Origin of the sequence: Janibacter sp. Y6 (assembly GCF_040900765.1) — a bacterium.
Taxonomy (GTDB): Bacteria; Actinomycetota; Actinomycetes; order Actinomycetales; family Dermatophilaceae; genus Marihabitans; species Marihabitans melonis.
Genome location: NZ_JAKLYZ010000001.1, coordinates 813906 through 832193, shown reverse-complemented (window position 1 = coordinate 832193; position 18288 = coordinate 813906). Strand labels below are relative to the sequence as shown.

The 18288-nt window shown below is 73.2% G+C and carries 18 protein-coding genes; 16 read left to right on the top strand and 2 right to left on the bottom strand.

All coding sequences use genetic code 11. The features are described from left to right. Positions 1-123: 123 nt before the first annotated feature. The 7 genes from L6241_RS03845 (at position 124) to L6241_RS03815 (ending at position 9241) form a co-directional block, all read left to right on the top strand. Positions 124-1566: an ammonium transporter gene (locus L6241_RS03845; RefSeq protein ID WP_123093277.1), complete on the top strand. Its 1443-nt coding sequence runs from the start codon at positions 124-126 to the stop codon at positions 1564-1566. Beyond that, positions 1563-1901 carry a P-II family nitrogen regulator gene (locus L6241_RS03840; RefSeq protein WP_068274613.1) on the top strand — a complete coding sequence of 113 codons (339 nt, stop codon included), beginning with the start codon at positions 1563-1565 and terminating at the stop codon, positions 1899-1901. Before L6241_RS03845 ends, L6241_RS03840 begins: the two co-directional genes overlap by 4 nt. Positions 1902-1974: 73 nt before the next feature. Then, a complete protein-coding gene (locus L6241_RS03835; protein ID WP_368244924.1) occupies positions 1975-4359 on the top strand; it encodes a [protein-PII] uridylyltransferase in 2385 nt (794 codons plus the stop codon). Positions 4360-4383: 24 nt separating this feature from the next. Next, positions 4384-5982, top strand: a complete 1599-nt coding sequence (gene ffh, locus L6241_RS03830; RefSeq protein WP_368244923.1) for a signal recognition particle protein — start codon at positions 4384-4386, stop codon at positions 5980-5982. A 5-nt stretch (positions 5983-5987) separates the two neighbouring features. After that, positions 5988-6779 carry an alpha/beta fold hydrolase gene (locus L6241_RS03825; RefSeq protein WP_368245142.1) on the top strand — a complete coding sequence of 264 codons (792 nt, stop codon included), beginning with the start codon at positions 5988-5990 and terminating at the stop codon, positions 6777-6779. A gap of 72 nt (positions 6780-6851) precedes the next feature. Then, complete coding sequence (locus tag L6241_RS03820; protein ID WP_368244921.1) at positions 6852-8150, top strand: M18 family aminopeptidase; 1299 nt, start codon at positions 6852-6854, stop codon at positions 8148-8150. Between the two features lie 8 nt (positions 8151-8158). After that, the gene (locus L6241_RS03815) at positions 8159-9241 is read left to right on the top strand and encodes an amidohydrolase family protein (RefSeq protein WP_368244920.1); all 1083 of its coding nucleotides are present in this window, start codon (positions 8159-8161) and stop codon (positions 9239-9241) included. 122 nt (positions 9242-9363) lie between these two features. On the opposite strand, the gene L6241_RS03810 is transcribed toward L6241_RS03815, so the two are convergent. Next, positions 9364-10290 carry a sulfite exporter TauE/SafE family protein gene (locus tag L6241_RS03810; protein WP_368244919.1) on the bottom strand — a complete coding sequence of 309 codons (927 nt, stop codon included), beginning with the start codon at positions 10288-10290 and terminating at the stop codon, positions 9364-9366. Between the two features lie 204 nt (positions 10291-10494). Between L6241_RS03810 and L6241_RS03805 the strand changes: the two genes are divergently transcribed. From L6241_RS03805 to L6241_RS03790, 4 genes are all read left to right on the top strand, one after another. After that, on the top strand, positions 10495-10953 hold the full coding sequence (locus tag L6241_RS03805; RefSeq protein WP_123093271.1) for an Rrf2 family transcriptional regulator: 459 nt from the start codon (positions 10495-10497) through the stop codon (positions 10951-10953). An 8-nt stretch (positions 10954-10961) separates the two neighbouring features. Then, complete coding sequence (locus L6241_RS03800; RefSeq protein ID WP_368244918.1) at positions 10962-11627, top strand: FMN-binding negative transcriptional regulator; 666 nt, start codon at positions 10962-10964, stop codon at positions 11625-11627. 144 nt (positions 11628-11771) lie between these two features. Then, positions 11772-12239, top strand: coding sequence for a 30S ribosomal protein S16 (rpsP, locus tag L6241_RS03795; RefSeq protein WP_368244917.1), 468 nt, complete (start codon positions 11772-11774; stop codon positions 12237-12239). A gap of 2 nt (positions 12240-12241) precedes the next feature. Then, on the top strand, positions 12242-12484 hold the full coding sequence (locus L6241_RS03790; RefSeq protein WP_068274642.1) for an RNA-binding protein: 243 nt from the start codon (positions 12242-12244) through the stop codon (positions 12482-12484). 70 nt (positions 12485-12554) lie between these two features. On the opposite strand, the gene L6241_RS03785 is transcribed toward L6241_RS03790, so the two are convergent. Then, positions 12555-14072 carry an FG-GAP-like repeat-containing protein gene (locus L6241_RS03785; RefSeq protein WP_368244916.1) on the bottom strand — a complete coding sequence of 506 codons (1518 nt, stop codon included), beginning with the start codon at positions 14070-14072 and terminating at the stop codon, positions 12555-12557. Between the two features lie 147 nt (positions 14073-14219). Here L6241_RS03785 and rimM point away from each other — a divergent pair, with 147 nt between their 5' ends. The 5 genes from rimM (at position 14220) to lepB (L6241_RS03760) (ending at position 18276) form a co-directional block, all read left to right on the top strand. Further along, on the top strand, positions 14220-14768 hold the full coding sequence (gene rimM / locus L6241_RS03780; protein ID WP_191564515.1) for a ribosome maturation factor RimM: 549 nt from the start codon (positions 14220-14222) through the stop codon (positions 14766-14768). Continuing rightward, positions 14768-15979, top strand: coding sequence for a tRNA (guanosine(37)-N1)-methyltransferase TrmD (gene trmD, locus L6241_RS03775; protein WP_368244914.1), 1212 nt, complete (start codon positions 14768-14770; stop codon positions 15977-15979). Before rimM ends, trmD begins: the two co-directional genes overlap by 1 nt. Before the next feature lie 310 nt (positions 15980-16289). Continuing rightward, the gene (gene rplS, locus L6241_RS03770; protein ID WP_123093266.1) at positions 16290-16646 is read left to right on the top strand and encodes a 50S ribosomal protein L19; all 357 of its coding nucleotides are present in this window, start codon (positions 16290-16292) and stop codon (positions 16644-16646) included. Between the two features lie 43 nt (positions 16647-16689). Then, on the top strand, positions 16690-17352 hold the full coding sequence (gene lepB / locus L6241_RS03765; protein WP_368244912.1) for a signal peptidase I: 663 nt from the start codon (positions 16690-16692) through the stop codon (positions 17350-17352). A 126-nt stretch (positions 17353-17478) separates the two neighbouring features. Then, the gene (gene lepB, locus L6241_RS03760) at positions 17479-18276 is read left to right on the top strand and encodes a signal peptidase I (RefSeq protein ID WP_368244910.1); all 798 of its coding nucleotides are present in this window, start codon (positions 17479-17481) and stop codon (positions 18274-18276) included. Positions 18277-18288: the final 12 nt, after the last annotated feature.

Below are 18288 nucleotides of genomic sequence, written 5' to 3'. Positions count from 1 at the left end.
GCGTCCCGCATCGTGGGACGCAGAGGTGTCGGTAACGCACCGCTTACGAAGGGGGGCCATCCGCAACCTCGTCGAAACAATCGGCCGAGGGAGGCGAAACCTGCGCCGCGTTGGCTGCTCCGCATGAGTCCAGCACTGATGCCCCTCGCGGCGGAGCCACCGGCGATCGACCCCGCGGCGACCGCCTTCATGATCATCTGCGCGGCCCTGGTCCTCCTCATGACCCCGGGTCTCGCCCTCTTCTACGGCGGCATGACCCGCGCCAAGTCCGTCCTCAACATGATGATGATGAGCTTCGGCGCCATGGGCGTCGCCGGCGTCGTCTACGTCCTGTGGGGCTACTCGATGTCCTTCGGCGGTGCCGACGTCGCGGGCATCTTCGCCAATCCCTTCGACAAGTTCGGCCTGCGCGGCGTCGCGAGCACCGTCGAGGGCGTGACGACGACCGTGGGTGCCGACGGCATGCCGGTCATCGACGTCTTCGGCGCCGGCGTCTGGCTGCCGGAGGTCCTCTTCGCGGGCTTCCAGCTCACCTTCGCGATCATCACCGTCGCCCTCATCTCCGGCGCCATCGCCGACCGCGTGAAGTTCTCGACGTGGATGGTCTTCGTCGCGATCTGGCTCACCCTCGTCTACTTCCCGATCGCCCACATGGTGTGGGGCGGGGGCCTGCTCTCGGGCGCCGAGGGCGGCATCGCCGGTGCGATGTACGGGATCACCGACGGGGTGGCGAACGTCGCACCCATCGACTTCGCCGGTGGGACGGTCGTGCACATCAACGCCGGCATCGCCGGTCTCGTCCTCGCCCTCGTCGTCGGCAAGCGCCTCGGCTTCGGCAAGACCGCGATGCGCCCGCACAACGTGCCGCTCGTCATGATCGGCGCCGGGTTGCTGTGGTTCGGCTGGTTCGGCTTCAACGCCGGCTCCGAGCTCGCCGCGGACGGCCTCGCCTCGCTCGTGTGGGTCAACACGACCGCTGCGACCGCTGCGGCGATCCTCGGCTGGCTGCTCGTGGAGAAGATCCGCGACGGTCACGCCACCTCGATCGGCGCCGCCTCCGGTGTCGTCGCCGGTCTCGTCGCCATCACCCCGGCCTGCGGCTCGCTCTCGCCCGTCGGCTCGCTCGTCCTCGGCGCGGTCGCCGGTGGTCTCGCGGCCCTCGCCGTCGGCCTGAAGTACCGCTTCGGCTACGACGACTCCCTCGACGTCGTCGGCGTGCACCTGGTCGCCGGGCTCTGGGGCACCGTCGGTGCCGGTCTGCTCGCCACCGAGACCGGGCTCTTCTACGGCGGCGGCATCGACCAGACGGTCGTCCAGGTCGTCATCGCCCTGGCCAGCCTCGTCATCTCGGCGGTCCTCACCCTCGTCATCGCCCTCGCCCTCAAGGCGACGATGGGCTGGCGGGTCAGCGAGGACGACGAGGTCGCCGGCATCGACGCGGCGGAGCACGCCGAGTCCGGCTACGACCTCGTCGCCCGCGGCGGCCGCCTGGGCGTCAGCAGCGCCGGCGTCCAGCACGACGCGCGTCACCACGAGGAAGTCACCACCGAAGGAGCCAAGGCATGAAGCTCGTCACCGCCATCATCAAGCCCCACCAGCTCGACGAGGTGAAGGAGGCGCTCGAGGCCTACGGCATCACCGGCATGACGGTGAGCGAGGCGAGCGGCTACGGGCGCCAGCGCGGGCACAGCGAGGTCTACCGCGGGGCGGAGTACACGGTCGACTTCGTGCCGAAGATCCGCCTCGAGGTCCTCGTCGAGGACATGGACGCCACCTCGGCGGTCGACGTCGTCGTCTCGACGAGCCGCACCGGCCGGATCGGCGACGGCAAGGTGTGGGTGACCACCGTCGACGAGGTCGTCCGGGTCCGCACCGGCGAGCGCGGCGTCGAGGCGCTCTGACGCCCGCCGGCCACCGCCGGCACCGCACCAGCACGGCACCACCGCACGAGACCGCAGCGAGCACAGGAGCGTCATGACCTCGACGAGCACCGACCCCTCGGCGCCGCAGGACCTGCGAGCAGCTCGGCTCGACCTCGCCGGCACCCGGGACTTCGCCGTCCCGGGTGCCGGCGGGACGCGGCGGGCCGCGATCGCCGCCGCCACCGACCGGTGGCTCACCGGGGTCTTCGACGAGGCCGTGGGTGCCCGGCCGGGTCTGGCGCTGGCCGCGGTCGGCAGCCTCGGGCGGGCCGACTCCGGCCCGCTCAGCGATCTCGACCTCGTCCTCCTGCACGACGGGCGCAGCCACCGCGAGCGCGAGGTCGCCGTCCTCGCCGACCGCATCTGGTACCCCGTGTGGGACGCCGGGCTGCGCCTCGACCACAGCGTCCGGACGGCAGGGGAGTGCCGCTCGGTCGCGGCCGACGACCTCACCGCCGCCGTCGGCCTGCTCGACCTGCGTCTCGTGGCGGGCGACGCGGACCTCGTGTCGGGCGTCCGCTCGAGCGTCGCCCACGACTGGCGGGCCAACGCCCGCAGGCGGCTGCCCCAGCTCGTCGAGGCGACCGCCGCCCGGCACCTGCGCCACGGCGAGCTGGCCCAGTCGCAGGAGCCCGACCTCAAGGAGAGCCGCGGCGGGCTGCGTGACATCACCGTGCTGCGCGCCCTCACCCAGGCGTGGCTCACGGATCGCGACCGCGGTCGCCTCGACCAGGCCCACGCGCGCCTGCTCGACGTCCGCGACGCCGTGCACCTCACGACGGGGCGCGGTCGCGACCGGCTGCTGCGCGACGACGCCGACGCCGTCGCCGCCCTGCTCGGCCTGTCCGACAGCGACGAGCTCCTCACCGTCGTGTCGACCTCGGCCCGCACCATCGCCTACGCGCTCGACGGGGCCACCCGTCGGGCCGGCCAGTCGCAGCGCGCGCGCACCCTGCGCGTCGGGCCCCGCCGCCCGGCGATGGTGCCGCTCGGCTATGGGCTCTTCCGCCACGACGGCGAGGCCGTCCTCGGCTCCACCCAGCAGGTCGGCGTCGACGCGGAGCTGCCCCTGCGGGCCGCCGTCGTCGCCGCCCGGAACCGGCTGCCGCTGGCCCCCCAGACCCTCGCCAACCTCTCCCGGGCCCCTCGGCTGAGCACACCGTGGCCGGACGGGGCCGTGCGCCAGCTCACCGAGCTGCTCGCCAGCGGTGCGGGCCTCGTGCCCACCTGGGAGGGGCTGGACCAGGCGGGCCTGGTCTCGCACTGGCTCCCGGAGTGGGACGCCGTGCGCAGCCGCCCGCAGCGCAACGCCGTGCACCGGCACACCGTCGACCGCCACATCCTCGAGGCGGTGACCCAGGCCGCCCGGCTCTCGCGCGATGTCCAACGTCCTGACCTGCTCCTCCTCGGCGCCCTCATGCACGACATCGGCAAGATCGCCGGCGCCAACGACCACAGCGTCGAGGGGGCGAAGATCGCCCGCGGCGCGATGCAGCGCCTCTCCCTGCCCCCGCAGGACGTCGCCCTCGTCGAGCTGCTCGTGCGCGAGCACCTCACCCTCATCGAGGTCGCGACCCGCCGAGACCTCGACGAGCCCGCGACCATCGACGCCGTCGTCGAGGTCGTCGACGGCCGGCTCGAGACCTTCGAGCTGCTGCGGGCCCTCACCGTCGCCGACAGCCAGGCCACCGGCCCGAAGGCGTGGACCCAGTGGCGCGCCGACCTGCTCGGCACGCTCACCGACCGCGTCCGCGAGCGCCTGTCGGGCAGCCCGGTCGCCCCGCCGCAGGAGCAGGGCGCGGTCGACCTCCCGCCGGAGGCGCGCGACGCGATCGGGGTGGGTCACCCCTTCGTCACCGTGTCAAAGGCCCCGACCGGCTGGGTGGTCCACGTCTACGACCGCGACCGGCACGGTCTCTTCGCCGACACCGCGGGCGTCCTCGCCGCGCAGGGTCTCACCGTGCGCAGCGCACGGCTGGCGACCCAGGACGGCATCGCGGTCGACCAGTGGGTCGTCGAGTCGCCCGGCGGCGACGCGCCCGAGCCGCGCCGGCTCGCAGCGTCGCTCACCCGGCTCGCCGGGGGTGACCGGGGTGCCCTCGGGGCCCTCGCCCGCAGCCGCTCCACCCGGCCGGCCTTCCCCTCGGCAGCCGGCGCCACCCGCGCCTTCGTCCTGCCCTCCGGCAGCGCCGCGGCGAGCGTGCTCGAGGTGCGCACCCAGGACCGGCCCGGTCTGCTGCACGACCTCGGCATGTGCCTGGCCCAGCAGGGCGTCGGCGTGCGCTCGGCGCACATCGCCACCCACGCGGGCCAGACGCTCGACACCTTCTACGTCACGCTGCCCGGCGGCGGGCCGCTCAGCCCGGCGAAGACGGCCCAGGTCCTGTCCGCCCTCATCGACGCCTGCGACCTCGACGACCGGCCGGTCGGCGGCTAGCGCGCGGGCGACTACCCTGGGCCCGTGTTCACCAGCCTGTCCGACCGCCTGACCGGGACCTTCGCGAACCTCCGCGGCAAGGGCCGCCTGTCCGAGTCCGACGTCAACAAGACGATCCGTGACATCCGGATGGCCCTCATCGACGCCGACGTCGCCCTGCCGGTCGTCAAGGAGTTCACCAGCGCCGTCCGCGAGCGGGCGACCGGTGCCGAGGTCAGCGGGGCGCTCAACCCCGCCCAGCAGGTCATCAAGATCGTCAACGAGGAGCTCGTCGGCATCCTCGGCGGCAACACCCGTGAGCTGACGCTGGCCAAGCGCCCGCCGACCGTCATCATGCTCGCCGGCCTCCAGGGCTCGGGCAAGACGACCTTCGCGGGCAAGCTCGGCGCGCGCCTCAAGGAGCAGGGGCACACCCCGATCCTCGTGGCCGCCGACCTCCAGCGGCCCAACGCCGTCACCCAGCTCGAGGTCGTCGCCGAGCGCGCCGGCGTCTCCGTCTTCGCGCCCGAGCGCGGCAACATCGGCGGGCACGACGCCGGTGCCGCCGGTGAGGGCACGCGCTCCTTCGGCGACCCGGTCTCGGTCGCCCGTGAGGGGATCGCGCACGCGCAGAGCCGCCAGCACGACGTCGTCATCGTCGACACCGCCGGTCGTCTGGCCGTGGACGCGGACCTCATGCAGCAGGCCGCCGACATCCGCACGGCGATCTCGCCCGACGAGGTCCTCTTCGTCATCGACGCGATGATCGGCCAGGCCGCGGTCGAGACCGCGCAGGCCTTCCAGCAGGGCGTCGACTTCACCGGTGTCGTGCTCTCGAAGCTCGACGGCGACGCCCGCGGCGGTGCCGCGCTGTCCGTGGCGCGCACGACCGGTCGCCCGATCATGTTCGCCTCCACCGGCGAGGGGGTGCGCGACCTCGAGGTCTTCCACCCCGACCGCATGGCCAGCCGCATCCTCGACATGGGCGACGTGCTCACCCTCATCGAGCAGGCCGAGCGCGCCTTCGACGCCGGTCAGGCCGAGGAGATGCAGCGCAAGTTCCTCGCCGCCGAGGACTTCACCTTCGACGACTTCCTCCAGCAGATGGCCGCGCTGAAGAAGATGGGCTCGCTGAAGTCGATGCTCAAGATGATGCCGGGCATGGGGCAGATGGCCGCCCAGCTGGACAACCTCGACGAGCGCGAGTTCGACCGCGTCGAGGCCATGGTGCGCTCGATGACCCCCTTCGAGCGCAACCACCCCAAGCAGATCAACGGCTCGCGCCGCGCGCGCATCGCCCGCGGCTCCGGCGTGCAGGTCTCCGAGGTCAACCAGCTGCTCGAGCGCTTCGGCGAGGCGCAGAAGATGATGAAGCAGCTGGCCCGCGGCGGCGGCATGCCCGGCATGCCGGGCATGCCCGGGATGGGCGGCGGCAAGAAGGCGCGCCAGCCCAAGCAGGTGAAGAAGAAGGGCAAGTCCGGCAACCCCGCGAAGCGGGCCGAGCAGGAGCGTGCGGCGGCCGACCGGGCCGCCGGCAAGGGTCCGGCGGGCAGCGCGTTCGGTGCCGGGGGCGGCCCGGGAGCCGCGCCCGACCTCGACCCGAGCCAGCTGCCGAAGGGGTTCGAGAAGTTCCTCGGGCAGTGAGCGAGATGGCCAGCCCGGTCCTCCACCACGTCTCGAAGGGGGAGCACGGCCCCCGCGTCGCCTTCTTCCACGGACTCTTCGGTCAGGGCCGCAACTGGGGGACGATCGCCAAGGCGATCGGCGACATCGCCCGCCCGACCCTCGTCGACATGCCCGACCACGGGCGCTCGGGCTGGAGCGAGCGCTTCGACTACGTCCGTGCGGCCGACACCGTCGCCGACACCCTGACGTCCATCGCCGACGACGAGCCGTGGGTCGTCGTCGGGCACTCGATGGGCGGCAAGATCGCCATGCTCCTCGCCCTGCGCCACCCCGAGCTCGTCGAGCGGCTGTGCGTCGTCGACGTCTCGCCGGTCGCCTACCGCGAGGGACGCGAGTTCGAGGGCTTCGTCCGCGCGATGCGCGCGATGGACCTGCGCAGCACGGCCAGCCGTGAGGACGCCGACGCCGCGCTCGTCGAGGCGGCACCGGACCCTGGGGTGCGCGCCTTCCTCCTGCAGAACCTGCGCCGCGAGGGCCAGGGCTGGCGCTGGCAGATGAATCTCGAGGTCCTCGGCGACGCGATCCCGGCCCTGCGCGGCTGGCCCGCCGAGGCCGTCGAGGGACGCACCTACGACGGGTCCGTGCTGTGGGTGGCCGGCGCCGAGTCGGCCTACGTCCGCGACGAGATGGGACCGGCGATGCGGGGGTACTTCCCGCGCACCCGTCTGCTCACCATCAAGTCCGCCGGGCACTGGGTGCACTCGGAGCAGCCCGATATCTTCGTGCAGGCGCTGCGCCGCTTCCTCACCGCCTGACGGCCCCGCCCCGCGCGGCGGGTCGGCGACGGCGCGGATAGTGTCGAGGTCCGCTACCGAAGGGGACATGACGTGCACCTGGACCGCACCGCCCACGCCGAGGACCTCGCCGACTTCGTCGAGGCGTCGCCGTCGAGCCATCACGCCGCCGCCGAGGTAGCCCGACGGCTGCAGGAGTCCGGCTTCACGGCGCTCGTCGAGAGCGAGGCCTGGCCGAGCGCGGCCGGGCGCTATCTCGTCGTGCGCGACGGCGCCGTCATCGCGTGGGTCGTCCCGGCCTCGGCGACCGCGACGACGCCGGTGCGGGTCTTCGGCGCCCACTCCGACTCCCCAGGCCTCGTCCTCAAGCCCCAGCCCAGCACCGGCGCCCACGGCTGGCTGCAGGCCGGTGTCGAGGTCTACGGAGGGCCCCTGCTCAACTCCTGGCTGGACCGCGAGCTGCGCCTGGCCGGACGGCTCGTCCTCGACGACGGCTCGAGCGTGCTCGCCGACTCCGGGCCGCTGCTGCGCCTGCCCCAGCTGGCGATCCACCTCGACCGAGACGTCAACGAGGGCCTCGCGCTTGACCGCCAGCGTCAGACCCAGCCGGTCTGGGGCCTCGGCGCGGCGGCCTCGGCCGACCTCGTCGGCGAGATCGCGTCGACCTCGGGCGTCGACGCCGCCCGCGTGCGGGGCTTCGACCTCGTGACCGCCGACGCGGCCCGGGGTCGCATCTTCGGGCAGGACGACGTCTTCTTCGCCTCCGGCCGTCTCGACGACCTCGCGAGCGTCCACGCCGGCGTCGTGGCCCTCGGCGAGGTCGCCGGGGCCGACGCGGACCACGTCGCCGTCCTCGCCGTCTTCGACCACGAGGAGGTCGGCTCGGCGAGCCGCTCGGGAGCGGCCGGTCCCTTCCTCGAGGACGTCCTCGCCCGGATCGGCATCGCCCTCGGGGCGAGCCCGGAGGAGCGCCTGCGCGCGACGGCCGCGTCGTGGTGCGTCTCGAGCGACGTCGGGCACTCCGTGCACCCGAACTACCCGGAGAAGCACGACCCCGTCGTGCGCCCAGTCCTCGGCTCCGGCCCGATCCTCAAGGTCAACGCGAACCAGCGCTACACGACCGACGGCGCCGGGACCGCCGCCTGGCACGGGTGGTGCGCGCAGGCGGGGGTGACCTCGCAGACCTTCGTCTCGAACAACTCCGTGCCGTGCGGGTCGACGATCGGCCCGATCACCGCGACACGGCTGGGCATCCGCACCCTCGACGTCGGCATCCCCCTGCTGTCGATGCACTCGGCGCGTGAGCTCGCCGGCACGAGCGACCTCGTCGACCTCACCCTCGCCGCGGCGGCCTTCCTCGGCGGCGACGGCCGCTCGTCCGCGGCGCGGTGAGGCAGACGATGACGACGCTGCACGTCACCGGCCCGGTCCTGCTCGACGAGCACGAGGTGGTCGACGAGCTGTGGGTCGTCGGGGGACGCATCACCTTCACCGCCCCGACGACGTCAGGACCGTGGGAGCACGTCGAGGGCTGGGTCGTGCCCGGATTCGTCGACGCGCACTGCCACGTCGGGCTCGACCGGCACGGCGCCGTCGACGAGGCGACGACGGAGCAGCAGGCGCTCGCCGACCGTGACGCCGGCACCCTGCTCATCCGTGACGCCGGGTCGGCCGCCGACACGCGGTGGGTGGACGAGCGCGACGACCTGCCGAAGATCATCCGGGCCGGGCGGCACATCGCCCGGACCCGGCGGTACATCCGCAACTACGCGTGGGAGGTCGAGCCCGAGCAGCTCGTCTCGCGGGTGCGGGCCGAGGCCCGCGCCGGCGACGGCTGGATCAAGCTCGTCGGCGACTGGATCGACCGCGAGGTCGGCGACCTCACGCCGTGCTGGCCCGTCGACGTGCTCACCGAGGCGATCGCCGCCGCGCACGAGGAGGGGTCGCGGGTGACCGCTCACTGCTTCGGCGAGCAGTCCCTCCACGACTTCGCCGCAGCGGGCACCGACTGCATCGAGCACGCGACCGGTCTGGACGACGAGAGCATCGCCGCCTTCGCCCGGCAGGGCATCACGGTGGTGCCGACGCTCGTCAACATCGAGACCTTCCCCGCCATCGCCGAGCCGGCCCGCGAGAAGTTCCCCGACTACCACCGGCACATGCTCGACCTGCACCGTCGTCGCCTGCAGACCGTCGCGGCCGCGCACGAGGCAGGGATCCCGGTCATGGTCGGCACGGACGCGGGCGGCTCCATCGCGCACGGCCTCGCGGCGCAGGAGATGCACCTGCTCACGCAGGCCGGCATGACGCACACCCAGGCCCTGTCGGCGGGCACCTGGGCCGCACGCCGCTGGCTCGGCCGCCCGGCGATCGCCGAGGGCGAGGACGCCGACCTCGTCGTCCTCTCCGCCGACCCGCGCGAGGACGTCCGCGCCTGCGCCACGCCCCGTCACGTCGTGCTGCGGGGCGCCACCGTCGGCTGAGCGGTCGGCGGGGGAGTCCCCGTCTCCCTCCCCTTCGCACGCGCCATCTGGCGGATGAGCGCGAATCGCCGCTACGCCGATGACGTAGCGGCGATTCACGCTCATCCGACGTGGGGGAGGGATCAGGCGGGGGACCCCACCCGCTCGCGCTCGTCCTCGTGCGGGCCCTCGGCCTGCTCGGCGGCCCGCTCGCGACGGTGCTCCTTCGTGCTCCACGCGACCGCGCCGATCCAGGCGGCCCACACGAGGCCGTAGACGACCCACTTCACGGTGCTGTCGAGGGCGAAGCCGTCCTTGCCCATGAGGATGCGGGCGTTGGTGAGGACGATGAGACCGCCGACGAGGCTGCCGAGGATGCGCGGGGGCACGATGCGCACGATGTACGCGGCGATGGGGGCGGCGATCGCGCCGCCGACGAGCAGGACGATGACCCAGGACCACTCGATGCCCTGCGAGCCGAGCGCGAAGAGGAAGCCCAGGCTCGCGGCGAGGGCGACGAGGAACTCGCTGGTGTCGATCGAGCCGATGGTCTTGCGGGGCTCGATGCGGCCGCTCGCGAGCAGCGCCGGGGTGCCGACCGGGCCCCAGCCGCCACCACCGGTCGCGTCGACGAAGCCGGCGAAGAGGCCGAGCGGGCCGAGGAAGCGCTTGCGCAGCGGCTGGCCGAGGCGGTCCTTGCGCAGACCCTTGACGGTGAAGCGGACGAGGACGTAGAGGCCGAGGAGGAGCAGGATCCCGCTCATGACCGGCTTCGCGGTGCCGGTGTCGAGCGAGGACAGGAAGGTCGCGCCGGCGAAGGCGCCGACGGCGCCGGGGATGCCGATCTTGGCGACGACGCCCCAGTCGACGTTGCCGAAGCGCCAGTGCGAGGCGCCGGAGAAGAGCGTGGTGCCGATCTCGGCGAGGTGGACGGTGGCCGAGGCCGCGGCCGGGTTGGTCCCGATCGCGAGCAGCAGCGTCGTCGTCGTGACGCCGTAGGCCATGCCGAGCGACCCGTCGACGAGCTGGGCGAGGAAGCCGACGACGGCCAGGAGGACGAGCTTGCGCATCGTGGGGGGACTCTCTGTGGGGAGGACGAGCGGGGCGGGATGGGCGTCGTCGTGACGTCCGTGGCGACCCGGAGCTCGGCCGGGCGTATCTCCCACCCGACCAGTGGGAGTTGATCAGAACGTCGCGTTATGAGTCAAGTAACGCGGTGTTATGTCTCAGCGGGTGGTCCTCCGGGCCCCCGCCCGACCGGCGATACTGGGCCCATGGACATCTCCGCGCGGTCGGACTACGCAGTGCGCGCGCTGCTCAGCCTCGTCGCCGCGCAGGACGGTCGGCCGGTCTCGGTCGAGCAGCTGAGCGGCGAGCAGGAGCTGCCGCGCAAGTTCCTCGAGGCCATCGTCGCCGACCTGCGCCGGGCCGGCCTCGTGACGAGCCGGCGGGGCGCCGCCGGCGGCTACCTCCTCGCCCGGCCGGCCGACGAGATCTCCGTCGGTGACGTCATCCGCGCCGTCGACGGCCCGCTCGCGGAGATCCGGGGCCAGCGCCCTCAGGACCTCGTCTACACCGGGTCGGCGCAGCGCCTGCCCGTCGTGTGGGTCGCCCTGCGCGCCGCCCTGCGCGACGTGCTCGACGACACGTCCCTTGCGGCCATCGCCTCCGGCGAGCTGCCCGCCCTCGTCCAGGACCTCGCCTCGCGGCCCGACGCGATGCACAACAGGTAGGACGAGCGGTGCCCTACCTGCCCCCTCACGACGAGGTCACCGATCTCGCGGTGCTCGCCCCCTTCGTCGCCCATCACCCGCTCGCCGCGCTCGTGACGCACGACGGCGCGACCCCCGACGTCGACCTCGTGCCGCTCCTGCTCCTCGACGACGCCGACGGTCGCCGTCTCGTCGGGCACGTCGCCCGGGCCAACCTGCTGTGGCGTCCCGGTCGGCAGGAGGGGCCGGTCATGGCGACCTTCGGCCCCGCCGAGCACTACGTCTCGCCGACCTGGTACCCGAGCAAGGTCGTGGACCACCGCGTCGTCCCGACGTGGAACTACCTCGTCGTCCACGGGTGGGGCGAGCTCGTCGTCCACGACGACCCTCGGTGGGTGCGCGGTGTCCTCGCCCGGCTCACCACGGCCATGGAGTCCGGCCGGGAGCAGCCGTGGCGCATGGGCATGTCCCCTGCCGACTACCTCGACGCGCGCCTGGGCGACGTCGTCGGCGTCGAGATCCCGCTCACCCGCCTCGTCGGCCGCTTCAAGGTCTCGGCCGCGCGCTCCGACGCGGACCGTCTCGGCGTGCACGACGGCATCGCAGGGGAGGGCGGCGGACGGGCCGTCGAGGACCTCCTGGCGGCGATGTCCGACCCACCGCAGCGCGCTGCGGCGCCTCGCGACGATTCGTGACGCGGGCCGCGCTCTGGCAGACTGGGTCCAGTACACCTTCCGCCGGCAGCCGCCGGCAGATGTCTACCCTGGGCGCCGGCTCCCCGCACCGACTCATCTCGTGCGGTCTCGCCGCGCCCTCAAGCATGACAGGAGACCACTCACGTGGCCGTCAAGATCCGTCTGAAGCGCATGGGCAAGATCCGCGCGCCGTTCTACCGCGTCGTCGTCATGGACTCGCGCACCAAGCGCGATGGCCGGGCCATCGAGGAGATCGGCAAGTACCACCCCACCGAGGAGCCCTCGCTCATCGACATCGACATGGAGCGCGCTGCCTACTGGGTGGCCAACGGTGCGCAGCCGACCGAGGCCGTCGCGCGCCTGCTCGAGGTCGTCGAGAGCGGCAACCTCAAGGTCAAGGACGCCAAGACCCCCAAGAAGGACCTGTACGAGGCTGCCCTCGCCGCGTCCGGCTCGGAGGAGGAGCAGCACAAGGCCGTCACCGCCAAGAAGAAGGCGGACAAGAAGGCCGCTGACGAGGCTGCCTCCGCCACGGCCGCCGAGGAGGCTGCCGCCGCGGAGACCGCTGCCGAGGCCCCGGCCGAGGCCGACGCCGAGACCAAGCAGGACTGACCGTGCTCGACGAGGCGCTGGAGCACCTGGTCACCGGGATCGTCGACCACAAGGACGAGGTCGTCGTGCGCCAGAAGGACCTGCGTCGCGGCACCGTCCTCGAGGTCCGGGTCCACCCGGACGACCTCGGTCGCGTCATCGGCCGCTCTGGCCGCACCGCCACCGCCCTGCGCACCGTGCTCGGTGCGCTCTCGGGTGGCGAGAGCGTCCGGATCGACATCGTCGACACCGACCGCGAGGGCTGAGCCCGAGCGACATGAAGGGGGCCCGCACCACTGGTGCGGGCCCCCTTCGTCGTCCCCGGGCGGGACGGGCTCAGAAGAGCCCGGTGAACTGGTGGAAGCCGCGGGGGCGTGCGACCGGCTCGAAGGGGTAGGGAGACGCGACGCTCGCCCGGCCCCGGTAGACGAGCAGGTCGTAGGGCCAGCGGCTGCTCACCGCCGCGATGTCGGGCACCCCGTCACGGGTGAGGTCGCCGATCGCGGTGACGTCGAGGTGCGTGTGCCAGCCGGTCCCGACCCGCGAGCGGTAGCTCACGGTGCCGTCGGGGTTCGTCGCGTAGAGGCGCAGCAGGCCCGAGGTCTTGTCGACGGTGAGCAGGTCGGCGCGCCCGTCGCGGGTGAGGTCGCCGGGGCCGATGACGCGGGAGAAGCGGTTCCAGCCCAGGGCCAGACGGGTCTTGCCGGTGAGGACCGCGCTCGTGCCCGAGGGGGTCACCGTGAAGCGGAAGAGCTGCCCGCCGGGGGTGATGGCCAGGACGTCGGGACGCCCGTCGCCGGTGAGGTCGCCGGGCGAGACGAGCTGGGCGTAGGTGTTCCAGTCCTCGGAGCCGGCGACGAGGACGGGCGGCAGGGTGCCCTTGCCGGTCCCGCGGTGCAGGTGCAGCTCGCCGGTGGCGGCGACCCGGGCGAGGACGTCCTGCCGGCCGTCGCCGTCGGCGTCGAGCCGCAGCAGGCCGTTGTAGGCGGACCAGCCGGAGCCGAAGGTGCTCGGGTTGACGAGCGTGCCGGCCGAGCTGCCGCGGTAGATCGTGATGGCGCCGCCGTTGCGTGACGGGGTGTAGCCCAGGACGTCGGGCCGCCCGTCGCCGGTGAAGTCGCCGGAGCCGGAGATGCTCTGCGCGCTCATCGGCTGGGGCTTCTTCGCGCTGCCGAAGGTGAGGGTGCCGTAGTACGTCGTGAGGATCGAGCGGTGCTCGCGCCCGAGACGCCGGGCGCAGTCCTGGCTGCCCCACTGCGACATCCGCACGCCGTTCGCGGCCTTGCCGCACGTGTCGCGGCTCGAGACGTCGTAGCAGTTCATGTTCGCGCAGAACTGCGAGAGGAAGATCTCGCCGCCGCGGTGCATGTACTGGGACCACGTCGCGTCGACCGCGGCGTCGGTGCGGGGGTGCGCCGAGCCGGGGACGTAGAGCTGGTCGGCGACGGTGTCCTTGACGTCGTAGCACGTGCCCTGGTGGACGTAGGTCGTGCTCTTGCGGTGCAGCACCTGGTGCCACGCGAAGGTCTTGGCCGCCATGGCGCCCGCCTCGAGCGAGCGCGAGTCCCACGAGGGGATCCACTCGCGCGGCAGGACGTCCTTGACGTAGCGCTTGAAGTCGACGACGTCGACGCGGCCGAGCTTCGTGCGGTAGACCCGGATCGTCTTGGGCGGCACCGTCTGCGAGGTGTACCCGGTGCAGCTCGGCAGCACGGAGCGGGTCGTCGTCTGGGGCTGCCGGCTCACCGGCGTGCGGGCGCTCGCGCCGGACGCGGGCGTGAGGGTCAGCGCGACGAGCGCGGCGAGCACGAGGGCGAGTGCGGGACGCAGGGGGCGTCGGCGCATGGCGCGCATGGGGGTCTCCTCGGCGGGGGGACAGGAGCGGGCGAAGGGGGGCGCCCGGGACGAGGATGGCGTACCGCGGCCGGGCAGGTCTGCCCCGGGCAGGTCACGATTCGGTGGCGTCCGGCGAGCCGCCGCGGGCGAAGTACCGTGGGGCGCATGAGCACCGGTCACGTCGTCGCCCGTATCGGCAAGCCGCACGCGCTGCGCGGCGAGGTGACCGTGCAGCTGCACACCGACGAGCCCGAGGTGCGTCTCGTGCCCGGCGCGGTCCTCACGACGCGGGCGCAGCCGGGCTCCGGCGTGCCCCGTCAGCTGACGATCGCGACGACCCGTGTGCACCGCGGGATCTGGCTCATCGGCTTCGAGGGCATCCCCGACCGCACCGGCGCGGAGTCCCTGCGCGGCACCCGCCTCGTCCTCGACGACGACGCCGTCCTCGCGCCCGCCGACGACGAGGACGACGAGGGCTGGTACGAGGAAGAGCTCGTCGGGCTCGAGGTCCGCGACACCGCGGGCGTCGTCCTCGGCACGGTCGCCGCGCTCGAGCTCGGCACCGCGCAGGACCGTCTCGTCGTCGACCTCGCCGACGGCGGGCGCACGCTCGTCCCCTTCGTCGAGGAGATCGTGCCGACCGTCGACCCCGAGGCCGGCCACGTCGTGCTCGACGCGCCTCCCGGGCTGCTCGAGCTGGGCCGGGAGGGCTGATGAGGCTCGACGTCGTCTCGATCTTCCCCGACTACCTCGCGCCGCTCGACCTCTCGCTCATCGGCAAGGCGCGCCGCGACGGTCTCGTCGACCTGCGGGTGCACGACCTGCGCGACTTCACCCACGACCGCCACCGCACCGTCGACGACACCCCGTACGGCGGGGGAGCCGGCATGGTGATGAAGCCCCAGCCGTGGAGCGAGGCGCTCGACCACGTCCTCGGCACGGCCGACGACGCGAGCGGCCCGGCCCCGGTCCTCGTCCTCCCCGGCCCGGGCGGCCAGCCCTTCGACCAGGCGACGGCACGCGAGCTCGCGCAGGCCCCGTGGCTCGCCTTCGCGTGCGGGCGCTACGAGGGCATCGACGAGCGCGTCTACGAGTGGGCGGCGCAGCGCATGGAGGTGCGCGTCCTCTCCCTCGGCGACTACGTCCTCAACGGCGGCGAGGTCGCCGTCCTCGCGATGACCGAGGCCGTCGTGCGCCTGCTGCCGGGCGTCGTCGGCAACGCCGAGTCGCTCGTCGAGGAGAGCCACGAAGGGGGTCTGCTCGAGTACCCGATCTACACCAAGCCCTCGGTGTGGCAGGACGGCGACGGGGTGACCCGAGCCGTGCCCGACGTCCTGCTGTCGGGCGACCACGCCCGGATCGCGGCGTGGCGCCACGAGCAGCGCCTCGAGCGCACCGCCGCACGGCGGCCCGACCTGCTCGCCGCGGCGGCGACGGCCGGCGCGCTCGGCGATCTCGACGCCTCCGTCGCGACGCCGGCCGACGCCCCGGAGATCGCTGTCGTCCAGCGGGCGTGCTGGGCGCAGATGGTCGCCGTGCCCCAGCACTGGTGGGGTGCGCCGGCCGAGAGCGCGCAGGACGTGCGCGACGGGCTCGCGCACTGGGACACCCACGTCTTCCGCAGCGAGGGGCGCCTCGTCGCGTCCGTGCGCGTGCGCCGCGACCCCGCGGACCCGGCGGTGTGGCAGATCGGACGGCTCATGGTCGTCCCCGACCTCCAGGGGCGCGGGATCGGGCGCCAGCTGCTCGCCCACGCCGAGTCGCTCGCGCCGGCCGACGTCACGACCTACTGGCTCAACACCGCGACCGAGGTGCCCCACCTCATGCGGATGTACAAGAAGGCCGGGTACCGACCCGCCGGCCCCGGCGAGGGGCCGGGGACGACCGATCTCACGAAGAGGCGGGCGACCACCCCTTCGCGCTGACCGCCCTCGCCCTCCCCCCCCCCTCGCCGAGGTATGGCAGACGGTCCTCGGACGGGCCGTCGGGGGCGCAGATCTCCATACCTCGGCGAAGGGGAGGGGCCGGGCGAGGGGCGGCCACCCCTTCGCCCTGACCGCGCCGATTTCAGCTCTGCGCGGGTGCTCTGGCACCATGGACCACTGCGCCCGAGTGCTCTGCCCCTGCCACAGGGGGAGTGCGACCAGCAGGTCGGCACGCGGCGGACGGGCGCCGCACCATCTCCAGACACATCATGTGCGGGCGGCCTGTGGCGCTCGCGGGAAGCAGAGCATCATGCAGCGTTTCGACGCGATCGACCAGGCCTCCATCAAGGCCGACATCCCCGACTTCCGCGCCGGCGACACCGTCAAGGTGCACGTCAAGGTCATCGAGGGCAACCGCTCCCGTATCCAGGTCTTCCAGGGCGTCGTCATCCGTCGCCACGGCGGCGGCGTCGGCGAGACCTTCACCGCCCGCAAGATCTCCTTCGGCGTCGGCGTGGAGCGCACCTTCCCGCTGCACTCCCCGAACATCGACAAGATCGAGGTCGCGACCCGCGGCGACGTGCGTCGCGCGAAGCTGTACTACCTGCGCGGTCTGCGCGGCAAGGCGGCCCGTATCCGCGAGCGTCGCGACACCCCGGCCAGCTGATCGCCGGGCCGCTGCCAGGTGCAGCGCCTACGCTGAGGCCTCGATGAGCCACGAGACCGACGAGACGACCCCCACCGCCCAGCGGGAGGGGGTCGTCCCGCGTCGTGGGCGCCGCCTGCTGCTCCAGCTCGGGCTGGCCGTCCTGCTCGTCTTCCTCGTCCGCGGGCTCGTCGCGCAGTCCTACTTCGTGCCGACCGCCTCGATGGAGCCGACGATCCAGGTCGGCGACCGCGTCGTCGTGAGCAAGATTCACGGAGAGCTCGAGCCGGGCGACCTCGTCGTCCTCGACGGCACCGGCACGCTCGCACCGGCGGACCGCTCGGCCTTCGTCTCCGACGGGCTGATCGGGCGCACCCTGGCCTCCGTCGCGTCGACCTTCGGGATCGACCTCGGCGAGCAGGACTACCTCAAGCGGGTGGGCGCGGTCGGCGGGCAGCGCCTGTCGTGCACGCCCGAGGGCGGGCTCGTCCGCGACGGCGAGCCGGTCGCCGATCCCTACCTGCCGGCGGGCGAGCGGTCGTGCACCGACCCCTTCGACGTCGAGGTCCCGCAGGGCCGGATCTTCGTCCTCGGCGACAACCGCGCCCGCTCGGCGGACTCGCGGTCGCTGCTCGGCAAGCCCGGCGGCGGGATGATCCGCACCGACGACGTCGTCGGCACCGTCGTGTGGCGGTACTGGCCGCTGTCGGCGCTCGGGTCCCCGTGACCTGGGCCGATGCCCGACCCCGACGACGGTGCGCCGGACGGCTCGCGATGTGCGAGCCCGCCGCGCCGTCGGTGATACTGGCCGTGCCAGGCGTCCTGCCGCCGGCCGGACGAGCAAGGAGACCACGTGGGTACTGACGCCGACTCGGCACGCGCCGAGGCGAAGGACGAGACGCCGGAGGGCGAGCGACGACCCGGTGTCGGGGCCCGCATCGGCGGCGCCGTGCGCGAGCTGGTCATCGTCCTCGCGATGGCCCTCACCCTCTCCTTCGTCGTCAAGACCTTCTTGCTCCAGGCCTTCTACATCCCCAGCGAGTCGATGGAGGACACCCTCCTCGTCGGGGACCGGGTCGTCGTCTCGAAGCTCACGCCGGGCCCCTTCGACCTCCAGCGCGGTGACGTCGTCGTCTTCGGCGACCCGGGCGACTGGCTCAACGAGACGCCTCCCGTCAACCACGGGGCCGCGCTCAACGCGGTGCGCGACACGATGACCTTCGTCGGGCTGCTCCCCGACACCTCCGAGGGACACCTCATCAAGCGCGTCATCGGGCTGCCCGGCGACCGCGTGCAGTGCTGCGGCAGCGACGGCAAGCTCATGGTCAACGGGGCGACGATCGACGAGGCCAGCTATCTCAAGCCCGGGTCGAGCCCGAGCAGCGTCGACTTCGACATCACCGTGCCCGAGGGCAAGGTGTGGGTCATGGGCGACAACCGCGACGACAGCTCGGACTCGCGCTTCCACGACCCGAGCGGCACCGGTCGCGACGGCTCCGTGCCGGTCGACCTCGTCGTCGGGCGTGCGCGCTTCACCGTGTGGCCCCTCGACCGCGCGTCGAGCCTGTCGAACCACTCCGAGGTCTTCGCCGACGTGCCGCGGACCCGCGCCGCGGCTGGCCCCGGCGGCCAGGTCGTCGCCGCGCGGTGATCGCGTGAGCGC

Excerpts from the sequence above, each read along its gene's own strand:
- L6241_RS03845 (WP_123093277.1), top strand. The coding sequence starts at position 124 with ATGAGTCCAGCACTGATGCCCCTCGCGGCGGAGCCACCGGCGATCGAC.
- L6241_RS03840 (WP_068274613.1), top strand. The coding sequence starts at position 1,563 with ATGAAGCTCGTCACCGCCATCATCAAGCCCCACCAGCTCGACGAGGTG.
- L6241_RS03835 (WP_368244924.1), top strand. The coding sequence starts at position 1,975 with ATGACCTCGACGAGCACCGACCCCTCGGCGCCGCAGGACCTGCGAGCA.
- L6241_RS03825 (WP_368245142.1), top strand. The coding sequence starts at position 5,988 with ATGGCCAGCCCGGTCCTCCACCACGTCTCGAAGGGGGAGCACGGCCCC.
- L6241_RS03815 (WP_368244920.1), top strand. The coding sequence starts at position 8,159 with ATGACGACGCTGCACGTCACCGGCCCGGTCCTGCTCGACGAGCACGAG.
- L6241_RS03810 (WP_368244919.1), bottom strand. The coding sequence starts at position 10,290 with ATGCGCAAGCTCGTCCTCCTGGCCGTCGTCGGCTTCCTCGCCCAGCTC.
- L6241_RS03805 (WP_123093271.1), top strand. The coding sequence starts at position 10,495 with ATGGACATCTCCGCGCGGTCGGACTACGCAGTGCGCGCGCTGCTCAGC.
- L6241_RS03785 (WP_368244916.1), bottom strand. The coding sequence starts at position 14,072 with ATGCGCGCCATGCGCCGACGCCCCCTGCGTCCCGCACTCGCCCTCGTG.
- rimM (WP_191564515.1), top strand. The coding sequence starts at position 14,220 with ATGAGCACCGGTCACGTCGTCGCCCGTATCGGCAAGCCGCACGCGCTG.
- trmD (WP_368244914.1), top strand. The coding sequence starts at position 14,768 with ATGAGGCTCGACGTCGTCTCGATCTTCCCCGACTACCTCGCGCCGCTC.
- rplS (WP_123093266.1), top strand. The coding sequence starts at position 16,290 with ATGCAGCGTTTCGACGCGATCGACCAGGCCTCCATCAAGGCCGACATC.
- lepB (WP_368244912.1), top strand. The coding sequence starts at position 16,690 with ATGAGCCACGAGACCGACGAGACGACCCCCACCGCCCAGCGGGAGGGG.